Origin of the sequence: Leptospira gomenensis (assembly GCF_004770155.1) — a bacterium.
Classification (GTDB): Bacteria; Spirochaetota; Leptospiria; order Leptospirales; family Leptospiraceae; genus Leptospira; species Leptospira gomenensis.
The window spans coordinates 45452-64269 of record NZ_RQFA01000008.1; the positions used below are offsets into that span (position 1 = coordinate 45452).

Genomic DNA, 18818 nt, shown 5'->3' on the forward strand with positions numbered 1-18818 from the left:
AAAACGAATTCGAAGAAAGGATGCGGATTCGGATCGGACTAAGACATCGGTTCGAACCAAAACGAGTTTCCTTCTTCGAAAGCGTATCTGCTAAAAGCCGGCGTTTTCGTCGGCTTTTTTATTTCTGCGGGGAATTCGGGATCGTACCGATACAATCCCTATATGGCAGGCACGCAGAAAAAAATCCGGAAATCCTCCCTTTTTGAACCTTCCGGTCACGGCGATTTGTATGCGTTGGACAACTTATATCTTTCTCCTCTGCGAGAAAACGAGGTTTGGAATTTTTCGAAAGTTGCGGAATTTTCCCCGTTCAATCTCGGGTTTTTGTCGATGCGTTCCATTCTCGCCTACAAAACCTCCCCGGAACCGATCGTGGCCGGCGGATTTACTCCCGGTTTCGTCAAAGGTCTTTCCAAGGTCGGAAATTGGGAACGTTTGGATCGGTTGAAGATCGAAGGATTTATTCCGAGAGTTTTGGGATCGGAATTTCCGCTCCGTGTCGATTCCGGAATTCACCCGTTGTTAGAATCGGTGTTGGCATCCTATGAACGCGAACTTTTCGAGGAATGGAATCCTCCCTCGGTTACGATCGAAGGAATTTGGGATAAAAAAAATCTATTGATCGCCGGTGTGGCCCTTCCCGAAAACGAAAAACATACACCTTCACTTTTGAAGGAGCTGATCCGGAGTCTTTCCGGGGTTTCCGGTAAGTTTTATCTTCGTACGGAAAAACATTCTTATCTTTGTCTCAAAAAGGATCCCGATCTGATCGGTCCCGTTTTTTTTCAGGAAAAGGAAACGATCTGGGATCCGTTCGTCTTTTTGATTCTGGAAAAAGACTTTGAACCAACCTAACTCAGGTGTTTGCTGAATAAAAAGGATTCGATATTCTCGTAGTTTTCCTCTTCGGAAAGTTCGATGATTTTTTTTACCAAGGTTCCCGCTTGGTGTAACGAAATGGATCGTATGATCTTTCGGATCGGATTTAAAAAGGGAATCGAAACCGACAACTCGCGGATTCCGATTCCGATGAGAAAGATCGTAAAGTTCGTATCCGACGCCAATTCTCCGCAGATGCTCAGGGGTTTGTCGTAGTCCCTCGAAATTTCCACGATACGGATCAGGGTTCTAAGGAATGATATATGATAGGGATTGTAAAGGGAGGAAACGTGAATGTTGTTTCGGTCCACCGCCATCACATATTGAAGCAGGTCGTTTGTTCCCACCGAAAAAAAATCGGCTTCCCTCGCGATTAGGTCCAAAGCCGAGACGGCGGCGGGCGTTTCGATCATCACACCCACCTTTATCTTTTTATTATATTTTTCTTTTTGAATATTCAGTTTTCGTTTACATTCTTCCAGAAGTTCCCGCGTTTTTACGATTTCCGCCGGACCGGTGATCATGGGAAGTAGGATATTGACGTTTCCGTACGCGGACGCTCGTAAAATCGCCGTTAGTTGTTCCGAGAACCATTCCGGATTGGAAAGGCAATAACGGATTCCCCGGTTTCCCAAAAAAGGATTTTCCTCCGGTTCTCCGGTGGAAAATTTATCGGCTCCGATATCGAAGGTTCGAATCACGACGGGTTTGTCTTCCATTCCTTCCGCGATCGCTTTGTAAGCCCGGAATTGTTCTTCTCCGGAAACGTTACGATCCTGGTATTTGAGAAAGAGAGATTCGCTTCGGAAAAGTCCGACCCCTTCCGCCCCGTATCGAAGCGCTTGTTCGCAGTCCAATTCCGATTCCAGGTTGCATTTGATTTTGACTCGGATTCCGTCTTTGCTGATCGCCCTCGCTTTTTTACTGCCGCTTTCTTCCACGGGGTACGAAGAGGAAAAACCGTAGTATTTTACTTCTTCCAAGGTAGGGAATCGTACCGCGTTTCCGGTTTCCGCGTCCAAAAGGATGAATTCGTTGTCTCGAACGTGTGTGGAAAAATCCTTCAGACCTACGATTGTAGGAATTCCGTAGTTTCTGGCAAGGATCGCCATATGTCCGGTTTTTCCACCTAAATCGGTGGCGATTCCTCGGATTCTGGTTTTGTCCATAAGAATCATCTGGGAAGGTGTGAGTTCCCGCGCGACCAGGATCAGATCCTCCTTCAACCCGGAAAGAACCGAATCTTCCTCCTTTTTCCCCGCGATGAATTCGACCAAACGATTGGAGACGTCTTGGAAATGGTCCACTCGTTCCCGAAAAAACTCGCTTTCCATCGCCTTGAATTTTTCCGAAATTTCGTGCGTGACGTTTTGGACGGCGAGGATCGCGTTTTCACCGGAATCGCGGATTCTCCTTTGGACGGAAGCGGCTAAGGAAGGATCGGAGCAGATCATCGCCTGCGTTTCCAATATTTCCTGAACTTCCTTGTGGTCCGAACCCGAGGCCTCTACGGAAGTGATGAGGATTCGAAGGCTTTCGAGGCTTTCTTCGAGCGCTTTTTGGAATTTCTCCAACTCCGCTTCTTTTTCGGATTCATGGACATAGGTTCCGGTTAGGATCGTATTTCTTTTTTTTCCGGTTTTTAAAACCTTACCGTATAGTTTTCCCGGAAAAGCGGTGATACCGGGAAAAACTGTACGTTTGGAAGGGATCATTAGAGAGTTTGTTTCCAAAGAAACTCGACTACAGATTTCCTCAAAAGAAGAATCTGACAATTCTTTTCTGAAAGATCCGGTTTACCGGAAAGTCGAGTTTTTGACCTTGGTGAGGTTTTTAGTAAAGGAGGATTCGAATTTCTCCCTTAGGAGAAAGCCGAGAAACGACGGACACACAAAACTTCGAGAGGTTCGGATCCTGTCGTTTCGGTCGTTTTTCCCACCATGTGTCGCTTACCCAGGGGAATCCAGAAATGGAGAAAAAACTTTGGTACGGAATTGGGGCGATCCTAAACGACCGCCGCCTTCCGTTTGAACAGAGGAATTCTGCGACTTTTGTATTTGCTGATCTCGTTTCCGGTCACGCTGCTCATCACGAGTTTGGCCATCGAAATATCCAACGCGTGCCCGGCTTTGGAAGCGAGGTAATGTCCGATGATCGGTCTTCCTGCGATGGAAATATCTCCGAAAAGATCCAAAATTTTATGACGAACACATTCGTTTTCAAAACGAAGCTGCTGGTTGAGATATCCGTCTTGGGTAAGAACGATGGCATTGTCCAAGGAACCTCCCATCGCCAGTCCTCTGGCTTGCAGAGCTTCTACGTCTTTTAGAAATCCGAAGGTTCGTGCAGGCAGAATTTCCTGTTTTATCTTTTCCCGATCCAGGGAGATCGTGATGTTTTGTCCTTTGAGAAGGGGATGATTGAAATCGATGGTATATGTGACCTTGAGTTCCTGGCTGGGAAGTAGAACGAGGTATTTATCCCCGTCCACGACCCAGAGAGGGTGTTGCACGTAAATCGGTTCTACGATTTCCGGATATTCTTCGATTCCAGCCGATTCTAAGGCTTGGAGGAAGGGAAGGGAAGAACCGTCCATGATCGGAACTTCGACCGCGTCTATCTCCAAAATCAAATCCGTCAAACCGAGCGCGTAAACCGCGGCGAGCAAATGTTCCACTGTCTGGATTCGGTGTAAACCGTCCCCCAGTGTGGTCGCGTTGCTCGTATCGACTACATTGCTGAGTTCCGCGGAAATGGACGCTTTTTCCTGACCTTTTCTGTATTCGAATACGATTCCGGTGCCGGATGGGGCGGGATGAGCGATCAGATTGACCTCTTTGCCGGAATGTAACCCTATGCCTTTGATTCTAACTGTATCCTTGAGGGATCTTCTATATATGGTTTCTTTCATATTTGAGTGGGTTTTCGATTTCGCAAACCGGCTGCCTATTGGGGAGACGGTTTGATCCAACTCGAAGTTCGCTTTTTTCGTTTTGACCGATCGGATTCTAAACCTTTCGGATTAGAATTTTTTCCGGCTTTCTACTAATAAGCAAACTCCATGCCAAATTCCCGGTCGAAAACGTTTTTTTTGCACTGCCGAATCCCAGGTTTTGGGTCCAATCCGACATAATTAGAAATAAATTTCCAACCAACCGTCTCTTTTTTGCATCAGTGTATCTTCGGGGACACAGGTTATGGTCCCATTGGTTTACCAGGGAAGTTCCTCTCCGTTTTGGTGTAAGAATTTGCCCGAATTGGATCCATTCAACGCCTCGATTCTTTGGATCAAACCGGAAACGCTTTCTTCCGGGGAAATTCCTTTTCCTCCCGTCATCTGAGTGGCGACCATTCCCGGGTGGAAGATTCCCACCGAGATTCCTTTCGGGGCTAAATCCCGCGCCAAACTGACCGCGATTGCGTTTAGGGCCGCCTTGGAAGCGCGATAACCGTAGTAGCCCCCCGAACCGTTGTCGGCAATCGAGCCCATTCTGCTCGTAAGAAAGACCAACTTTGCATCGGGGGAGAGTGTGTGTAGTAGTTCCCGCACCACTTTTAAAGGACCGAGCGCGTTTACGAGAAATTGTGTCGTAACGTTTTCCTCGTCCAAACTTTGCAGATTATCCGGAATTAAAATCCCGGCGTTGTTTATGAGAATGTCCAACTTTGTGTCCAACAAGTTCGCTGAAATTTTCCGGATCGAGTTCGAATCGAGTACGTCCACTCCTTCCAAAATTCGAGTCGGCTTTGCTGCGTTCAGTTCGGGAGAGGACTTTCGACAAAGAGCGAAAACTTTATCCCCCTTTGCTAGAAAACTTTTCGTCAGTTCCAAGCCGATTCCGCGATTCGCACCCGTGATCAATATCGTTCGTGAAGTCATATTCCAATGGTTTGTTTCGGGGGCAAGGTTGGAAACACTTTTCAGTTGACGCTCCGTTCTACGGAATTACAGTGCTGGTTCTATGAATTACGAGATCATTCACAAACCTTCGTATTCTTTTTTAAAAGTCAAATTATCGCCCGGGCAGACGATCAAAGCGGAAGCCGGAGCTATGGTTTATATGAGTCCGGGGATGGACGTGGAAACGAAATTGGGAAGCGGTTTTCTTTCCGCGTTATCCAGAAGATTTTTCGGCGGAGAATCTTTTTTCTTCAACGTATTTAAGGCGCCCGCTGCGGGGGGCGAATTGGGACTCGCACCCGAACTTCCCGGGGACGTGATCGGAATCGATCTGACAGACAACGGACTCCTTGTCGAATCCGGGGCTTATCTTGCTTCGGACGAAAACATTACGATGAAACCCAGATTCGGCGGTCTTCGTTCGTTTTTGGGAGGAGAGGGCGTTTTTCTCCTGGACGTGGTCGGTACGGGAAAACTTTTTTTGAATTCCTACGGAGCGATTCTTCCCATAGACGTACAAGGTTCTTATACGATCGACACGGGACACGTGGTCGCGTTCGACAAAAGTCTTCAATATCGGATCGCAAAGGCCGGGGGAAGTTGGAAATCCACACTTTTCGGGGGGGAAGGACTGGTGATGGAATTTACGGGAACGGGAAAGGTGCTGATCCAATCCAGGGTTCCGTCCGGATTTTTGTCCTGGCTGACAGCACTTCTTCCTCAATAAGAAAAAGGTAATATTATGAATATTGAAATTCTCAGCAAACCGTCCTACAGCTTCGCCAAAATCCTGTTAAACGGAGGCGAATCGGTAAAAGCAGAAGCCGGTTCCATGATGTCGATGAGTTCCGGAATCACCATACAAACTCACAAGGCCCAACAAGGCGGATTCCTCAAAAGTCTAAAAGCCGCCTTTTTAGGCGGAGAATCCTTCTGGATGAATACCTTCACCGCTTCTTCCGGAAATGGAGAGGTGCTTTTGGCGCCCACCCTTCCCGGAGACGTGGATAAGATCGATTTATCCGGTACGGTCTACGTCCAATCCAGTTCCTTTCTGGCGTCTTCGCCTAACATCGAAATGGACACGAAATTCCAAGGACTCAAAGGATTTATCAGCGGTGAATCTTTGTTTTTTCTCAAACTCAGCGGCAACGGCCCCTTGTTGATCTCTAGTTACGGAGGAATCGATATCCTCGAAGTAAACGGAGAATTCATCGTGGACACCGGTCATATCGTCGCCTTCGAAGAGGGATTGAACTACGAGATGACCAAGTTCGGAGGATGGAAGTCCTTCTTTTTGGGCGGGGAAGGATTCGTCGCCAAGTTTAAAGGAAAAGGAAAGATTTGGATCCAATCGAGAAACGTTCCTTCTTTGGGAAGTTGGTTCCGTGATAAACTTCCGCCGATCAAACGTTAAGGAGACCTTACAATGAAACACGAAATATTATTAAAACCCGATTTTCCCATCGTTCAAGTGCAGCTTGAAAACGGAGAATCTATCCGCGCGGAATCGGGCGCTATGGTCGCGATGAGTCCGGCCGTCAAGATGACTACCAAAGCAGAAGGGGGATTGTGGGCTTCCGCCAAACGCGCGTTACTCAGCGGAGAATCCTTTTTCCAGAATACGTTTAAAGCCGAAGGCGGAGGTGGAACCATTTTTTTGACGAGCGCCACACAAGGAGACATCGAATACCGTAAACTCAACGGGGAAGAATTGATCCTCAGTCGCGGAGCGTACGTCGCCGGTTCCGAATCCTTGGTCATCGACAGCAAATGGGGAGGTTTTAAGGGATTTTTCTCCGGAGAAGGACTTTTCTTTTTGAAGGTAAGCGGCGCGGGAGATTTGTTTTTTTCCAGCTTCGGAGCCATTCACACCGTGAACGTGGAAGGTCAATACGTGGTGGATACGGGGCATATCGTAGGTTTCGAAAGTTCTCTCGAATATTCGATTCAGAAAGTAGGCGGACTCAAATCCCTATTCTTGAGCGGGGAGGGACTTGTGGCGGTCTTTTCTGGAAAAGGAAAATTGTATATCCAATCCAGAAACCAGAACGCATTTGCCGGTTGGGCCAACCAATGGAGAAGGGTGGAGAAATCCTCGTCTTCCAGTTGATTCGATTCGGAATGAATCCGGAATTCAGGGTTCATTCCGAAAATTCAAAACCTATTTTATTCTAGAAATAGAATATTCCAAAAATTGAATCTTTGTAGAAATAACCCGTTCGAGCGCCGATTTTTTTTTTCAACGCCCCGAATTCCAAACTACGATTCCGGAAAGGCCCGTACGTCTTTTTGGAAAAAACTTCCGACTCAATATCTTACTTGGAAAATCGGAGGTTGCGCGGAATCTAGGGTGAAAATCCAGGGAAAGGAGTTTCACCCCGATGAAAAGAATTCTACCGTTTGCCGTCGCCATTTTGCTTTTCGCCCAGAGCGTCTTCGCCCTTTCGGAAATCGAGCTGTTGTTGATCCAGGAAGCGACCAATCCGGAATTAAAAAAAATCGCTAAGGAATATCTGAACAAAAAAGCGAAAGATCAAAGAGCTTTAGCGGAAAAATATCAGAGTCTTGCCGATCGAAGCCAGGGCGGTAAGGCCAACAATTCCAATGAAGAACATAAGAAGTATAAAAAGCTGGCCGATCATTGCAACGTCGAAGCGCAACGATACGAGGAAGAAGCCGGTAAACTTTGACTTTAATCGGACGGAAAGTGTTTCGGGTTTCGGATCGATCGCAAAATCTTCTCAAAAGGCGGATCGGTCGTCGGGTCGGTATTTCCGAATCATTTAGGGATTCCCCTCATTTCGGGGTTTCCCCTATGGACAAAGATTAGGATTCGATTACACTGAAACGGATTCTTTTTCCCGTTCTGCTATGTCCGGTCGTAGCGGAGTTTCGGGATCGTATGGAAGGGAGCTTGTATGTTGATCAAAAGCCGATTTGCGATTCGAATCTTGCCGCTGACGATTTCCGTTTTTCTCTTTGGAATCGGTTGTATGACGTATCCGCACCGTTATGACGAGGACTGTACTGCTGCGGGTTCGGACGCGTGCGGAGGATATAGAGGGTATTATTCCCCTTACGGTTTTCAAAACCAATACGGATATCCGAGGTATTACAGACAATACCCCCGCTATTACAATAACGGAGGAGGTTCCCATCACAATCCGTTTCACGTTCCTTCCGGAAGATATCACAACCTGGGACGTCCGAGCAAGTGGAAGCTCTGACGAAGGTAGTAGGAACCATTGGTGTTTCGTATCCTCTACTCTAAGAAATCGTTTTTTCGGCGAAGCTCAAGTCCTACCCGGATAACCGATTACATCCATAAAAGCGGAAACCGAAAACACCGCCTTGCCCGGGCCGGGTTCTCCGTATCCAGGAGGAACGGGTAAATTATACTTTTCGAATGTAGCTTTCCAAACGGTAAGAAGTTCGCAGAAATATTCCAAAGGTGGCCCCGCTTGTGTTCCTAAGGTGGTATACGGTTCGGGGCACCATGCGGTGAACCGGGGCATGATTCCCTTGGACATAAAAAAATCCAGACCTTCTCCCGTGGATTGGATCGCTTCGGCGACGGTCGAAAAGCCGTACGGTTTGGAAAGTTCCACTCCCCCCACGAAATTCGGAATCACGTAGGAAGGACCGAAAACTTCCGCAGAATCCACGACTCTTCGGATCCAGTTGTCCCTTCCTATGTAGGCTTCCTTACCGGGGCAGATTTTTTGGAATAAATTCTTATCCCAGACTTCGTAGTTCGGGTGATAGACTTGGATTCCAGCATCTTTGAACTTTTTACAATCTTCGATTTCCCAGGCTTGAGAAACGATTTTTCCCATCCATCGACCCGGGAATCTGGATTCGATGGCTTGGGCATACTCGAGATAAAAGTCGATTTCGTTTTTTTTCTTGAGCGATGTGATCACACTTCCGCCGGTGATCGTATAGACCTTGGCGATTTGATCCTCCGCGTCGATCCAGGACAAGACTTCGAGAATGTCTTCCACGTCCTTGACTCCCGTATACGGACGTCCTGCGTTTTTCTGCTGACGATAGTTGTGATTGATATCGCAATACGCGCATTCTTCTTCCTTTCCGAAGTATTGGCAGTTTCTAAAAACGGTGAGATAGATGAGATATCCCCATTCGATTACCGGAGCGATTTCCCCCGGTATTTTTCCGTTTTTGGTTTTGTGACGATACCAGGCGGGAAGCGGGGGGAATTCCACGTTTCCCAAGAATGTCTCTCCCAGGTATAAGGAAGGTTTTCCTTCCGGAGATTTTTTAACCTTATACGGTGAGTTCGGATTGTTGCGAGTGGAGATGACCGTGGGGAGGAGCTGGAAATGTCCTCCTGAAATCTTAATTTCTTCGGGAGCTTTGACGTCGGCGCCTTCCCCCAATTCCGAAAGCGGAATATGATCAAAGGAGAATATAAAATAATCCTTGGTTTTGTATTCGCCCGAAACCTCGAAGGCCTCTTTGAGAAAGTGAATTCCTTGTCTGAGGATGTCCTGCTTTACGATCGACTCCATGGGAATCGATTTGTATTTTCTTTCCATTTCCTCTAAGAGGGGAATCGTGGAACTTTGGCGGATTGAGTCGGTGGCTTCCATTTCTAATTAGACAAACTCTCCGGGGGAACCGAAATTACGATCCCTTTTTCCGGGGAATGGAATCGAAATCTCGAACCGGTCGGTTTCGTTGTTTGTCTGTTTCGTCGAGCGATCCGTTTTAGAATTCGGTTTGACCCTTGTCTCGGAGCGGATAGGAAAGACGCATGTTTTTTATCCGTTTCGGGAATGTTCCCGTTTATGCCGTGTTTTCAAATACGTTCCATCGTTCGTTTTCGTTTTTCATTTTGGCCTGGGTGTTTGTTTGGACCGGAATTTTTTTCCAGGCGGATTCCAGGCCTAACCTCGGAAAAACGACAGCTGCTTCAAAACAGAAACGGGAAACCGTCGTAATTCCCACCTATAAAAAAGTGGTCGAGGGTTTGCACGAGCCGACGGACATACAATTTTTCCCCGGCTCCTCGACGCGGATGCTGGTTTTGGAAAAACGGGGAAGGATCGTGGAAGTAGAATGGAAGGGGAAAGATCCGTCCTCGTCTGAAGCCGTCCAAACCGTTCGGGCCGATTTCACCGGTCAGGTAGAAACCCGCTCCGAAGAAGGGTTACTCGGACTTGCATTTTCTCCCGATTTCGGAAAAGATTCCCGGGTTTATGTGCACGTCATCGTAAAGGAAAACGGAAAGGATTATTCCAAAATTTTAGAATTCGAATGGAAGCCAGAGACTTCCCTCCGTCTGGAGGACGCCAAGAGGACCTTGGTGAAATTAGAACAACCGTATTCCAATCACAACGGAGGACAGATCGCCTTTGGACCGGATCGAAAGTTATACATAGGATTCGGAGACGGAGGAGGAAGGGACGATCCGTTCCGAAACGGACAAAACCCGGGCACGTTGTTGGGAAAACTTCTCCGAATCGAACCGAATTCAAAATCGGGAGGCGTATCTTATAAAATTCCGTCGGACAATCCCTTTGTAAATCGACCCGGTTTTTTGCCGGAAATTTGGGCTTACGGACTTCGAAATCCTTGGAGATTTTCCTTCGACTCTTGGAATGGGGATTTGTATTTGGCCGATGTGGGTCAGGACGAATACGAAGAAATCGATCTGATTCGGAAAGGCGGGAACTACGGCTGGAATATCAAAGAAGGATTTCACTGTTTTCGGAACCATTCGGATTGTAAAAATTCCGAAATTATAAATCCGGTGTATGAATATACCCATCGAGAAGGTCAGTCGATCACGGGCGGTTTCGTCTACCGGGGAAAACGTTTGCCGGTCCTTTTTGGCTCCTATTTGTATGCTGATTTTGTGACCGGAAAGATCTGGTCCTTGCGTTTGGAAGGGGGAAAGAAGGTTTCCCATAGTCTCCTATTTCGGGTCCCTTTCCAAATCAGCACATTTGGTCAGGATGCGTCCGGAGAAGTGTATTTCGCCGACTTTGGTGGTGGAAATATCTTTCAAATCATAAAAAAAAATTGAAAGATTTGGAAAAACCGATTCCATTGTCTGTTGTGTGAACAATAGATAGAGGCTGCCACCACCGCAGTCCTGTTATCAATTCAATCATAAGGAATATGGGTATGAAGAAGCTATTAACCGTTTCCTCAATCGCCTTGACCGCCGGTATTCTGGTGTTCAGCGCTTGTAAGAAACCCAACGAAACTTCCCAGGCAGCCACTGGAAAAGAAAACAGCCCTTCTGCGGTTGTAGTGTTCAGCGTAGGGGAAGCTAAAATCCTGCACGCGGACTTAACCGAAGAAAAAGCTACCTTAGGCGCAAGTCTAAAAACCGGCGACAAGGTTACGACGAAAGACAAGGCCAAAGTTGACATTCAATTTGCCGACGGATCCGCGATTCGTATCTCGGAAAATTCCGTGATCGATTTCGACGGACTTTCCATCAACTCCAAAGGAAATACCGATACAAGACTGGCTCTCGTTTCCGGAAAGGTTTTCGCGAAAGTCAATAAGGCTTCCAAAGAAGATCAGTTCTCCGTCGTTACACCGACCGCGATCGCTGGTGTGCGTGGAACTTCCTTCATCGTTGACAGATCCAAATCCGACAAAGCGGTCGTAAAAGTTTTGGACGGTGCGGTTGCAGTCGCTCCTCGTGTTGCGGCTCTGGAAGGACTGAGCGACGAAGAAATCGCTAAAAACGAAGATCTGAAAAAAATCCAACAATCCATAGCTTCTTCCGAAATCGTTCTTGAGAAAAACCAAGCATCCGTCGTAAAAGCCGATGATAAAGCTCTGGACGTCAAGGACGCTTCTAAACTCAGCGAAAAGAATATTTCCGGTGTGGTTAAAAAACTGGATAGCTCGGCGATTTCCAAAAAAGAAGAAGAAGAGATCAGAACGATCGTTACCGTAGATAAGGAAACCACCGAAAAGATGGTTCGTATCAACGAAGAATCTTCCGGAAAAGTGGATGAACAAAAAGCGGCCGCTCTCGAATCCGAAAGAAAGAAGTTGGAAACGGAAGTTTCCGCTCGCCAGGAAGACGAAGCGAAGAAATTCAAACAGATCCTGATTTCCACTCCGAAAGAACTGAAATCCAGCAAGGATATCGTAAACTACTACGAAAGAATCGAAAAGATCATCATGACCGACGGGTCTTCTTTGATCGGTGCGATCGTAGATCAGCAAGGATCCACGATGATCGTTCATACCGAACAAGGTATCAAGAAGATCAATCAGGCGGATGTTCAAGAAGTGATTTACGACTTCCAAACGAAAGCTAAATTCTGATAACAGAGACTGTACCTGAAATCAGGTGGAAAAAACCCGGGCTTTAAAACCCCGGGTTTTTCTCTGTACGGATTTCGATTCGTAATACGGGACTCTATACGGATCGATTCGTATTCGCGGGTCCGGCTTTTTTTTGAATTCTTTTTCGGAGTTTCGTTTCGCCGGATTCTCCGGTTTTTTATGGCTCGCTTCCGATTGACGTAGAGTTGGATGGATTTTTTACGTTCGTAATTGAGATCGTTTCGTTTTTAATCCGCGGTGATCGGAAATGGTTCGGATCGGTTCGGTTCGGATCGGATCGGATCGGATCGGATCGGATCGGATCGGGCGTAAGTAAAGTTCGTTTTTTGAATATTCGAAAAATTGAATTCAGTTTCCTACAAAACTCTGTTTTTTCCTTTTAACGTTCGAAATTTTGATTCCACAATCCGTGGACTGAATCCAGAACCTCCCCCATATCCAAAAGCATAACGCGTTCCCTCCAGTATAGGATCATCTTATTCTTGCCGAATCGATTGATTTCCGCCCAATGCGCGCTGAGTTCCGGTATGAGATTGATCGATTTTTCCAAAAGATCCTTGAGCTCGGACTTGCTGATCGGACCTTGTTTGGAGGATAAAAAACGCACGATGGAATGATAGAGAATCCGTTTGATTTCTTCGGGAGGCGGTTGCGGAGGAGTCCCGCTCAACGATTCCATTCTACTTGTTCGTCCGCGTGATAGGAACTGCGTACTAAAGGACCGGAAAAAACCCCTTTGAAGCCGATGGACTTTCCGTATATTCGTAATTCCTGAAATACTTCCGGAAGCACGTATTCCTTCACGGGTAAATGTGTGGACGTCGGTTGCAAATATTGACCCAAGGTCAAAAGGGAAACCCCGGTCGATACAAGGTCGCGCATACATTCTTTTACTTCCTCAAACGATTCTCCCATACCTAAGATCAAACCGCTTTTCGTTAAAAAGCCGCGATCGGAAGCGATCTTTAAAACTTCCAAAGAACGTTCGTATTTTTTCTGAGGAGCGACTTCCGGAAAAAGCCGTCGTACCGTTTCCAGATTGTGATTGAATACGTCGGGTCTACTTCTGAATACGATTTCCAAAGACTCCGGTTTTGCCTTAAAGTCGGGAACCAAAAGTTCGATCTTACATTCGGGTAATCCCTTTCGGATTTTTAAAACTGTTTCCTCAAAATGGGAAGCTCCTCCGTCCTCTAAGTCGTCCCGATTGACCGCGGTGATCACTACGTGTTTGAGGCCGAGTGCGATTGCGGATTCCGCGACCCGTCCTGGTTCTCCCGAATCCAAGGGGAGAGGTTTTCCGGAGGCTACGTCGCAATAGGAACAACGGCGAGTGCAGATATCTCCGCCCAACATATACGTCGCCGTTTTTCGCGACCAACAATGATTGAGGTTGGGACAGGAGGCACTTTCGCAAACGGTATGCAGTTTTTTTTCTTCCAGGGAATCGCGGACGAGCGCGACCGAATCGTTTTGCGGATCGGGAAAGCGGAGTTTCACCTTCAGCCAATCCGGTTTTTTCGGGGCTTCGATTTGGGAACGAGTACGCGGCTTTTTTTTGAGAGGGTTCATAGTTTACGGAACGGGGACGTTTTTCATCCGCCCTCTATCCTGAACGAAGGAAGGATCCGGTCAACGAAAGTTTTCGGTAGAAGAATTTTTGAATCTTTTTGAAATGGAAGAATCCATGTCGGCCCCGGATGAATTCAAAGAGAAGGAAGGAATTCGAATCAATCGTTTTCTGGCGGATTGTGGATTAGGTTCCAGAAGAAAAACGGAGGAATTGGTTCTTAGCGGAGGAATTACGATCAACGGAAAAATCGTGACTTCACTGGCGACGCGGGTTCGTCCCGGCGTGGACCGAGTGACTTACAAAGGGGAAACGATTCTTCCTCTTTCGGAATCTCCCAAACTTCTGATTCTCAACAAACCCGCCGGTTATCTTTGTTCGCACCGAGATCGGTTTCACGAAAAAACCGTTTTCTCCCTTTTGCCGGAATCGTATCGTCATTATAAAATCGCCGGACGTTTGGATCTGAATTCCAGAGGGCTTTTGCTTCTTACCAACGACGGGGATTTGGCTCAAAAAATTTCGCATCCTTCCCAGGGTTCCGAAAAGGAATATCTGGTTTGGCTTCGGGATGATCCGGGAGAAAAGAACATCCGGCTCGAGTTTCAAAAAGGGATTTTGGATGCCGGGGAAATTCTGCGTGCAAAGATGGTTAAACTTCTTCCCGGGTCTTCGTGTGTATATCGTGTGGTTCTCGGAGAAGGTAAAAAAAGACAAATCCGAAGAATGTTTCAAACGTCCGGGACAAGGGTTTTGGATTTGCAGAGGATTCGAGTCGGTTCGATCGAGTTGGAAAAACTGAATCTCAAAGAAGGGGAATTCCTTCTCAGAGACGCAGACGAGGTTTGGGAATGAATTTTATCAGTATTGAGTTTCTTTTATTTTTTCTAATCTTTTATCTGATTTATTGGAATATTCCGGAAAAAAGTAGAAAGTATCTTTTGATCGGCGGGTCCGCCGTTTTTTATTCCTTCTTCAGCTTCAATTTTCTGATTCATTTGATCGCGGTTGTAGTCGCCAACTGGGCGTTATACGCTTACTTCCGCGAAAAAAGCTGGTACGTAAAATCCGCGGTCGTTCTGAATCTGTTCAACCTCGGTTTATTCAAATATTTTTATTTACTCATGCAGTTTGTCGGATTCGCGTTTTCCATACCGGCCCTCCAACAAAAAACTGCACTGGACGCAAAGTTGTCCTCTCTGTTCGGAGTGGCCGGGTTCGAAGTGCTTCTTCCAGCGACGATCAGCTATTACACGTTTCAATTGATCTCTTTGGCGGTGGATTCCAAACGTTCCGACTTCTCCAGAGAAATCACTTTGTCCGGGATTTTCTCGTTCGTGTTCTTTTTTCCGGTGATGATCGCCGGTCCGATCCTTCGTTACGAACAGGTTTGCGATCAGTGGGAGCGCCCGTACCTGACTCCTTCCAAGCTGACGGAAGGTCTTTGGCTATTTTTGCGGGGTCTCGTCAAAAAGGGACTTTTGTCCGCGGCGGTTCTTCCTTTGATCGCTCCGATTTTTCTTTCACCGGGAGAATATTCCGGAACGGCGCTTCTATTGACTTGTTTTCTTTTCGCGCTCAATCTGTACTTCGATTTTTCCGGTCTGACGGACATGGCGCGCGGTTTGGGAAAATTGATGGGGTTCGATCTTCCGGAAAATTTTAAGGCTCCGTTTTTTTTCCAGAGTTTCGGAGATTTATGGAGGAGATGGCATCTAACGTTTTCCTATTGGATCCGAGACTACATCTACATTCCTTTGGGAGGTTCTCGTAAGGGAGAATGGAGGACGGCGATCAACTTTTTAATCACGTTTATGCTCGGCGGACTTTGGCACGGGGCAAGTCTGAACTTTCTTTTTTGGGGATTATTGACGGGAACGTATTTATCGTTGGAGCGTTTGTTCGAGGTTCAAAAATGGAAAGTTCTACCGGAGATTCCGTATCTCAAACCGGGGATCCGTTATCTTTTCGTTCTACTCGTGTATTCGATTTCCTGGACTTTCTTTTTCACTCCCGATTTTAATTCCGCGGTTTCTTCGGTCGCGCGAATTCTTTCCTTTCAGGGAGGAAGATCCCTGAGCGGATTGGAAACCGGTTTTTATATGCTTTTATTCGTGATCGCTTTTCACGTCTCGGAGGAATGGCCGGAACGTTTTTCCGTGCCCGAAAAATGGAGGATCCGTCTTTTGCCCGTTTTGGGGATTTTGATTTTGTTCGTAATGGTCGGAATGAGCGCGGGTAACGCGGACTTTTTCTATTCAAGGTTTTAAGAATATTATGAAACGATTGTATATTTATTACCCCGTTATTTTCCTTCTTTTCGTGTTTTGTCTGGATAAGATCTTTACGCTGGAATATTTCCGTAAAAACTTCATCCAGTCGGGAAACGGCGTCTATTATACACAAAGAAGAACCCTTTTCGAGCGGATGAAAAAGGATAAGGAACTCGAAAATCGTTCCTTGGCGCTCGCTTTCGGGGATTCCAGGGCTTATCCGTATTCCGTGATCGGTTTCGAAAAGAAATTCCAAAAAGACTGGATCTTGTATAATTTTTCAGGACCTCAGGCGGTTCCCGCATACGGGTATTATTGGTTTGAAAAAATTATCGGAGAAGGTTTTAAACCGAAGATGGTCTTTTACGTGATCAGTCCCGAGGCTTTCGACGATACGAAGGGTGTTTTTTACGATCCTTTTTTGAAATACGGGGCCGACGACGAGTTTTTGATGAAACATCTGGATCGTATCTCCTTTGACGATCGAAAAAAACTTTTCTTGGACCGCCTATTCGCCGTTCGTCGAGTGAATCCCGATTTGAAGTTATTCGCAAAACGTCTTCAGGAAGGAAAACTCAGGGAATACGATTCCGCCCTAAATACCGATTTTATGGTGCTCAATCTTCACCGGGGAGAGCAGTTCGCCTACACTAGTTTTTTGAACGATCCGGAACGATTGGAAAAAGACGCACTTCGAATCCGGAATATTTATCTTTCCTCTTTCGAACTAGGATCTACACAGTTTTATTTCGTGGAGGAATTTCTCAAATTAGCGAAAGCGAACGACGTCAAAGTGTATCTGATCTGGCCGAAGGTTTACGAAACCTATCGCAAACGATACGACGAACTCGGATTCGACAAAATTTGGTGGCCTAAGGTGAAGGATTTGGCGCGCAGTTATTCTGCGATTCCGGTGGATCTTAATTCCCAAACAGAATGCAAACTTTTTTACGACGCATCTCATCAGTCGATTATGTGCTTTTTGGAATCGATGAAATTGATGACGGACGATTATTACGGTACGAAAAAAATCGAAGTCCGGTAAAAATCGGCGCAAGCCGCCACCGAGGGCCGCCGGACAAAACTTGATTTACGTAGGAGTGAGAAAAAACTCCGCGGGATTTGGAAAACGAGATTTATTTCGTTTGCGAGAAACGGAAGTTGTCTCGGTTTTCGGATATTTGATCCGAGACAACGGATTGATTCGAAACGAACGTATAGAAAGCGAAACCAAAGAAGGAAAACGGTTTATCCGATTACCACTTTAGCTTTTTTGCATCTTCTAAAAACTTCTCCAAACCGATGTCCGTGAGAGGATGTTTGAAAAGTTGTTGGAATGCGGAGTAGGGCATGGTCGCACAATCCGCGCCGCGCAAAGCGGATTCCTTTAGGTGAATCGGTCCGCGGATGGACGCCGCAAGTATTCTCGTATCGTATCCGTAGTTATCGTAGATTTCCCGAATTTCGGAAATCAACTCCATCCCATCCCAGCTCGTGTCGTCCACTCGTCCGATAAACGGAGAAATAAACGTGGCTCCGGCTTTTGCAGCAAGAAGGGCTTGTGGGGCGGAAAAACAAAGGGTTACGTTCGTGGGAATATTGCGTTTCGTAAGTTCGACGACCGTTTTTAATCCTTCCGGAATCAGAGGCACTTTTACGACTACGTTTTCCGCGATTTCGACGAGTTCCAAGGCTTCCTTCATCATCCCTTCGTGGTTCGTGGAAAGAACTTCCGCGCTTACGGGACCGGGAACGATCGAACAGATTTCTTTGATGACTTCCTTAAAACTTCTTCCGGACTTTGCGATGATGGAAGGATTGGTGGTCACTCCGTCTACGAGTCCGTAGGAAGCGATTTCTTTGATTTCGTCTATATTTGCCGTATCGAGGTATAATTCCACAGACATGCTCCGTATATGAATTGCTTAGAGCATCTCCGAAAAGCGAGGTTAGGGTCAATTGAATTTTAGGCGGAACGTTTCCCTTTTGAGACGACCCCTTTCGTTTTAACGACTGCGTTTTTATTTTTTACGGGAACGATCGACCATCCTCACGAAAAAAAGAAACGGTTCGCTTGAGCGCGTTTTGCCAAAGGAGCTTTTTTCATCGTAAAAATTATGGAATCAGATCTCGTAAGGTTTTGATCTCTTCCGCGCTGAAAAATTCCTTGTATTCTTTTTCGATTTGGAATTTCACCGAGGAGCTGAAATAGTCCACTCTTCTTGTGAACGGCATTTTTTTGTAGGCTTCCTTCCATTGAACGATAAATCCGCCTCGGGGAGGGGATTGTTTTTCGTCCGTCTTCTCCCAAAGAACCGCACCTCCGATTTTGTTTTCGGCCACGGCTTCCTTTTTGGGTTTTCCGTATTTTTGTTCCAGCTTTTGTTGAACGTCCTTGCCGGGTAGATAACGAAAGACAACTCCCACCGAAAACAATATTCCCGGCGCGGAATGTCCTTCCTCTTCCAACTCGGATTTGTTTTCCGCCGTCGGGTTTTGAGTTTGTCCTTTGGGTCTGGAATCGAGGACGAGTTTCGGAGTGGAATAAAAACGATACGAATAAAGGATTCCGTTTCTTCGGATCAAAAGGGTTTTTTCCTTGTCTTCGAATACGATTTCCACCTTTTCGTCGTTTTGCGGATTGGTGGAAAGGGAAAGAAATTTCTCCCTGAGATTCGTATAACTTTCTCCCCAAGAGGATTCCGCAAATCCCTCCAGAAGATTCAGCGCCTGTTGTTGGTTGTTGGTCGGTTGTCTGCGATTCGGACCTTCGTCCGGCAATTGGGAGAATACCGCACTGGGCGCCAGAAACAAAACGAGAAGGAGGAGGAGAATTCTCATAAACAAAATA

At 46.5% G+C, this 18818-nt stretch carries 19 protein-coding genes; 11 read left to right on the forward strand and 8 right to left on the reverse strand.

Going from position 1 to position 18818, the window contains the following annotated elements:
- Positions 1–162 precede the first annotated feature (162 nt).
- Complete coding sequence (locus tag EHQ17_RS00905) at positions 163–855, forward strand: LIC11631 family protein (RefSeq protein WP_135592751.1); 693 nt, start codon at positions 163–165, stop codon at positions 853–855.
- On the opposite strand, the gene ptsP is transcribed toward EHQ17_RS00905, so the two are convergent.
- From ptsP to EHQ17_RS00920, 3 genes are all read right to left on the reverse strand, one after another.
- Positions 852–2594: a phosphoenolpyruvate--protein phosphotransferase gene (gene ptsP / locus EHQ17_RS00910; protein WP_135592753.1), complete on the reverse strand. Its 1743-nt coding sequence runs from the start codon at positions 2592–2594 to the stop codon at positions 852–854. The two genes, EHQ17_RS00905 and ptsP, sit on opposite strands and share 4 nt — an antisense overlap.
- A 290-nt stretch (positions 2595–2884) precedes the next feature.
- Positions 2885–3790: a UDP-3-O-acyl-N-acetylglucosamine deacetylase gene (gene lpxC, locus EHQ17_RS00915; RefSeq protein ID WP_135592755.1), complete on the reverse strand. Its 906-nt coding sequence runs from the start codon at positions 3788–3790 to the stop codon at positions 2885–2887.
- Between the two features lie 300 nt (positions 3791–4090).
- Entirely contained in the window at positions 4091–4759 is a 669-nt protein-coding gene (locus EHQ17_RS00920) for an SDR family oxidoreductase (RefSeq protein WP_135592757.1), read from the reverse strand.
- A gap of 82 nt (positions 4760–4841) precedes the next feature.
- On the opposite strand from EHQ17_RS00920, the gene EHQ17_RS00925 reads away from it, so the two are divergent.
- From EHQ17_RS00925 to EHQ17_RS00945, 5 genes are all read left to right on the forward strand, one after another.
- Positions 4842–5507 (forward strand): TIGR00266 family protein, encoded by a 666-nt coding sequence (locus tag EHQ17_RS00925; RefSeq protein WP_135592760.1) that lies wholly within the window; start codon positions 4842–4844, stop codon positions 5505–5507.
- Between the two features lie 15 nt (positions 5508–5522).
- The gene (locus tag EHQ17_RS00930; RefSeq protein WP_135592762.1) at positions 5523–6197 is read left to right on the forward strand and encodes a TIGR00266 family protein; all 675 of its coding nucleotides are present in this window, start codon (positions 5523–5525) and stop codon (positions 6195–6197) included.
- Positions 6198–6209: 12 nt separating this feature from the next.
- A complete protein-coding gene (locus EHQ17_RS00935) occupies positions 6210–6893 on the forward strand; it encodes a TIGR00266 family protein (RefSeq protein WP_135592764.1) in 684 nt (227 codons plus the stop codon).
- Positions 6894–7164: 271 nt separating this feature from the next.
- Positions 7165–7473 (forward strand): LIC_10421 family protein, encoded by a 309-nt coding sequence (locus tag EHQ17_RS00940; protein ID WP_135592766.1) that lies wholly within the window; start codon positions 7165–7167, stop codon positions 7471–7473.
- Positions 7474–7701: 228 nt separating this feature from the next.
- Positions 7702–8010 carry a hypothetical protein gene (locus EHQ17_RS00945; RefSeq protein WP_135592768.1) on the forward strand — a complete coding sequence of 103 codons (309 nt, stop codon included), beginning with the start codon at positions 7702–7704 and terminating at the stop codon, positions 8008–8010.
- Positions 8011–8076: 66 nt separating this feature from the next.
- Here the strand turns inward: EHQ17_RS00945 and EHQ17_RS00950 are convergent, their stop codons facing one another.
- On the reverse strand, positions 8077–9396 hold the full coding sequence (locus EHQ17_RS00950) for a radical SAM protein (protein WP_135592770.1): 1320 nt from the start codon (positions 9394–9396) through the stop codon (positions 8077–8079).
- A 164-nt stretch (positions 9397–9560) separates the two neighbouring features.
- Between EHQ17_RS00950 and EHQ17_RS00955 the strand changes: the two genes are divergently transcribed.
- Both EHQ17_RS00955 and EHQ17_RS00960 read left to right on the forward strand, forming a co-directional pair.
- Positions 9561–10835: a PQQ-dependent sugar dehydrogenase gene (locus EHQ17_RS00955; RefSeq protein WP_135592771.1), complete on the forward strand. Its 1275-nt coding sequence runs from the start codon at positions 9561–9563 to the stop codon at positions 10833–10835.
- A 101-nt stretch (positions 10836–10936) separates the two neighbouring features.
- Positions 10937–12103: a lipoprotein LipL45 gene (locus tag EHQ17_RS00960; RefSeq protein WP_135592774.1), complete on the forward strand. Its 1167-nt coding sequence runs from the start codon at positions 10937–10939 to the stop codon at positions 12101–12103.
- A 400-nt stretch (positions 12104–12503) separates the two neighbouring features.
- Here EHQ17_RS00960 and EHQ17_RS00965 read toward each other — a convergent pair whose 3' ends face one another.
- Positions 12504–12803 carry a hypothetical protein gene (locus EHQ17_RS00965; protein WP_135592776.1) on the reverse strand — a complete coding sequence of 100 codons (300 nt, stop codon included), beginning with the start codon at positions 12801–12803 and terminating at the stop codon, positions 12504–12506.
- The gene (lipA, locus tag EHQ17_RS00970; RefSeq protein ID WP_135592778.1) at positions 12791–13696 is read right to left on the reverse strand and encodes a lipoyl synthase; all 906 of its coding nucleotides are present in this window, start codon (positions 13694–13696) and stop codon (positions 12791–12793) included. Before lipA ends, EHQ17_RS00965 begins: the two co-directional genes overlap by 13 nt.
- Before the next feature lie 88 nt (positions 13697–13784).
- Here lipA and EHQ17_RS00975 point away from each other — a divergent pair, with 88 nt between their 5' ends.
- From EHQ17_RS00975 to EHQ17_RS00985, 3 genes are read left to right on the forward strand one after another with little or no spacing between them, the layout of a single operon-like run.
- On the forward strand, positions 13785–14549 hold the full coding sequence (locus tag EHQ17_RS00975) for a pseudouridine synthase (RefSeq protein WP_425460663.1): 765 nt from the start codon (positions 13785–13787) through the stop codon (positions 14547–14549).
- Complete coding sequence (locus EHQ17_RS00980) at positions 14546–15964, forward strand: MBOAT family O-acyltransferase (protein ID WP_135592780.1); 1419 nt, start codon at positions 14546–14548, stop codon at positions 15962–15964. The genes EHQ17_RS00975 and EHQ17_RS00980 overlap by 4 nt, the downstream gene beginning before the upstream one ends.
- A gap of 7 nt (positions 15965–15971) precedes the next feature.
- Complete coding sequence (locus EHQ17_RS00985; protein ID WP_135592782.1) at positions 15972–17012, forward strand: DUF1574 domain-containing protein; 1041 nt, start codon at positions 15972–15974, stop codon at positions 17010–17012.
- A 211-nt stretch (positions 17013–17223) separates the two neighbouring features.
- On the opposite strand, the gene fsa is transcribed toward EHQ17_RS00985, so the two are convergent.
- Positions 17224–17868: a fructose-6-phosphate aldolase gene (gene fsa / locus EHQ17_RS00990; protein ID WP_135592784.1), complete on the reverse strand. Its 645-nt coding sequence runs from the start codon at positions 17866–17868 to the stop codon at positions 17224–17226.
- A gap of 214 nt (positions 17869–18082) precedes the next feature.
- Complete coding sequence (locus EHQ17_RS00995; RefSeq protein WP_135592786.1) at positions 18083–18808, reverse strand: hypothetical protein; 726 nt, start codon at positions 18806–18808, stop codon at positions 18083–18085.
- Between the last annotated feature and the right edge of the window lie 10 nt (positions 18809–18818).

What these genes read in the sequence shown, in the direction of transcription:
- EHQ17_RS00905 (WP_135592751.1), top strand. Translation starts at nt 163, where the DNA reads ATGGCAGGCACGCAGAAAAAAATCCGGAAATCCTCCCTTTTTGAACCT.
- ptsP (WP_135592753.1), bottom strand. Translation starts at nt 2,594, where the DNA reads ATGATCCCTTCCAAACGTACAGTTTTTCCCGGTATCACCGCTTTTCCG.
- lpxC (WP_135592755.1), bottom strand. Translation starts at nt 3,790, where the DNA reads ATGAAAGAAACCATATATAGAAGATCCCTCAAGGATACAGTTAGAATC.
- EHQ17_RS00920 (WP_135592757.1), bottom strand. Translation starts at nt 4,759, where the DNA reads ATGACTTCACGAACGATATTGATCACGGGTGCGAATCGCGGAATCGGC.
- EHQ17_RS00925 (WP_135592760.1), top strand. Translation starts at nt 4,842, where the DNA reads ATGAATTACGAGATCATTCACAAACCTTCGTATTCTTTTTTAAAAGTC.
- EHQ17_RS00930 (WP_135592762.1), top strand. Translation starts at nt 5,523, where the DNA reads ATGAATATTGAAATTCTCAGCAAACCGTCCTACAGCTTCGCCAAAATC.
- EHQ17_RS00935 (WP_135592764.1), top strand. Translation starts at nt 6,210, where the DNA reads ATGAAACACGAAATATTATTAAAACCCGATTTTCCCATCGTTCAAGTG.
- EHQ17_RS00940 (WP_135592766.1), top strand. Translation starts at nt 7,165, where the DNA reads ATGAAAAGAATTCTACCGTTTGCCGTCGCCATTTTGCTTTTCGCCCAG.
- EHQ17_RS00945 (WP_135592768.1), top strand. Translation starts at nt 7,702, where the DNA reads ATGTTGATCAAAAGCCGATTTGCGATTCGAATCTTGCCGCTGACGATT.
- EHQ17_RS00950 (WP_135592770.1), bottom strand. Translation starts at nt 9,396, where the DNA reads ATGGAAGCCACCGACTCAATCCGCCAAAGTTCCACGATTCCCCTCTTA.
- EHQ17_RS00955 (WP_135592771.1), top strand. Translation starts at nt 9,561, where the DNA reads ATGTTTTTTATCCGTTTCGGGAATGTTCCCGTTTATGCCGTGTTTTCA.
- EHQ17_RS00960 (WP_135592774.1), top strand. Translation starts at nt 10,937, where the DNA reads ATGAAGAAGCTATTAACCGTTTCCTCAATCGCCTTGACCGCCGGTATT.
- EHQ17_RS00965 (WP_135592776.1), bottom strand. Translation starts at nt 12,803, where the DNA reads ATGGAATCGTTGAGCGGGACTCCTCCGCAACCGCCTCCCGAAGAAATC.
- lipA (WP_135592778.1), bottom strand. Translation starts at nt 13,696, where the DNA reads ATGAACCCTCTCAAAAAAAAGCCGCGTACTCGTTCCCAAATCGAAGCC.
- EHQ17_RS00980 (WP_135592780.1), top strand. Translation starts at nt 14,546, where the DNA reads ATGAATTTTATCAGTATTGAGTTTCTTTTATTTTTTCTAATCTTTTAT.
- EHQ17_RS00985 (WP_135592782.1), top strand. Translation starts at nt 15,972, where the DNA reads ATGAAACGATTGTATATTTATTACCCCGTTATTTTCCTTCTTTTCGTG.
- EHQ17_RS00995 (WP_135592786.1), bottom strand. Translation starts at nt 18,808, where the DNA reads ATGAGAATTCTCCTCCTCCTTCTCGTTTTGTTTCTGGCGCCCAGTGCG.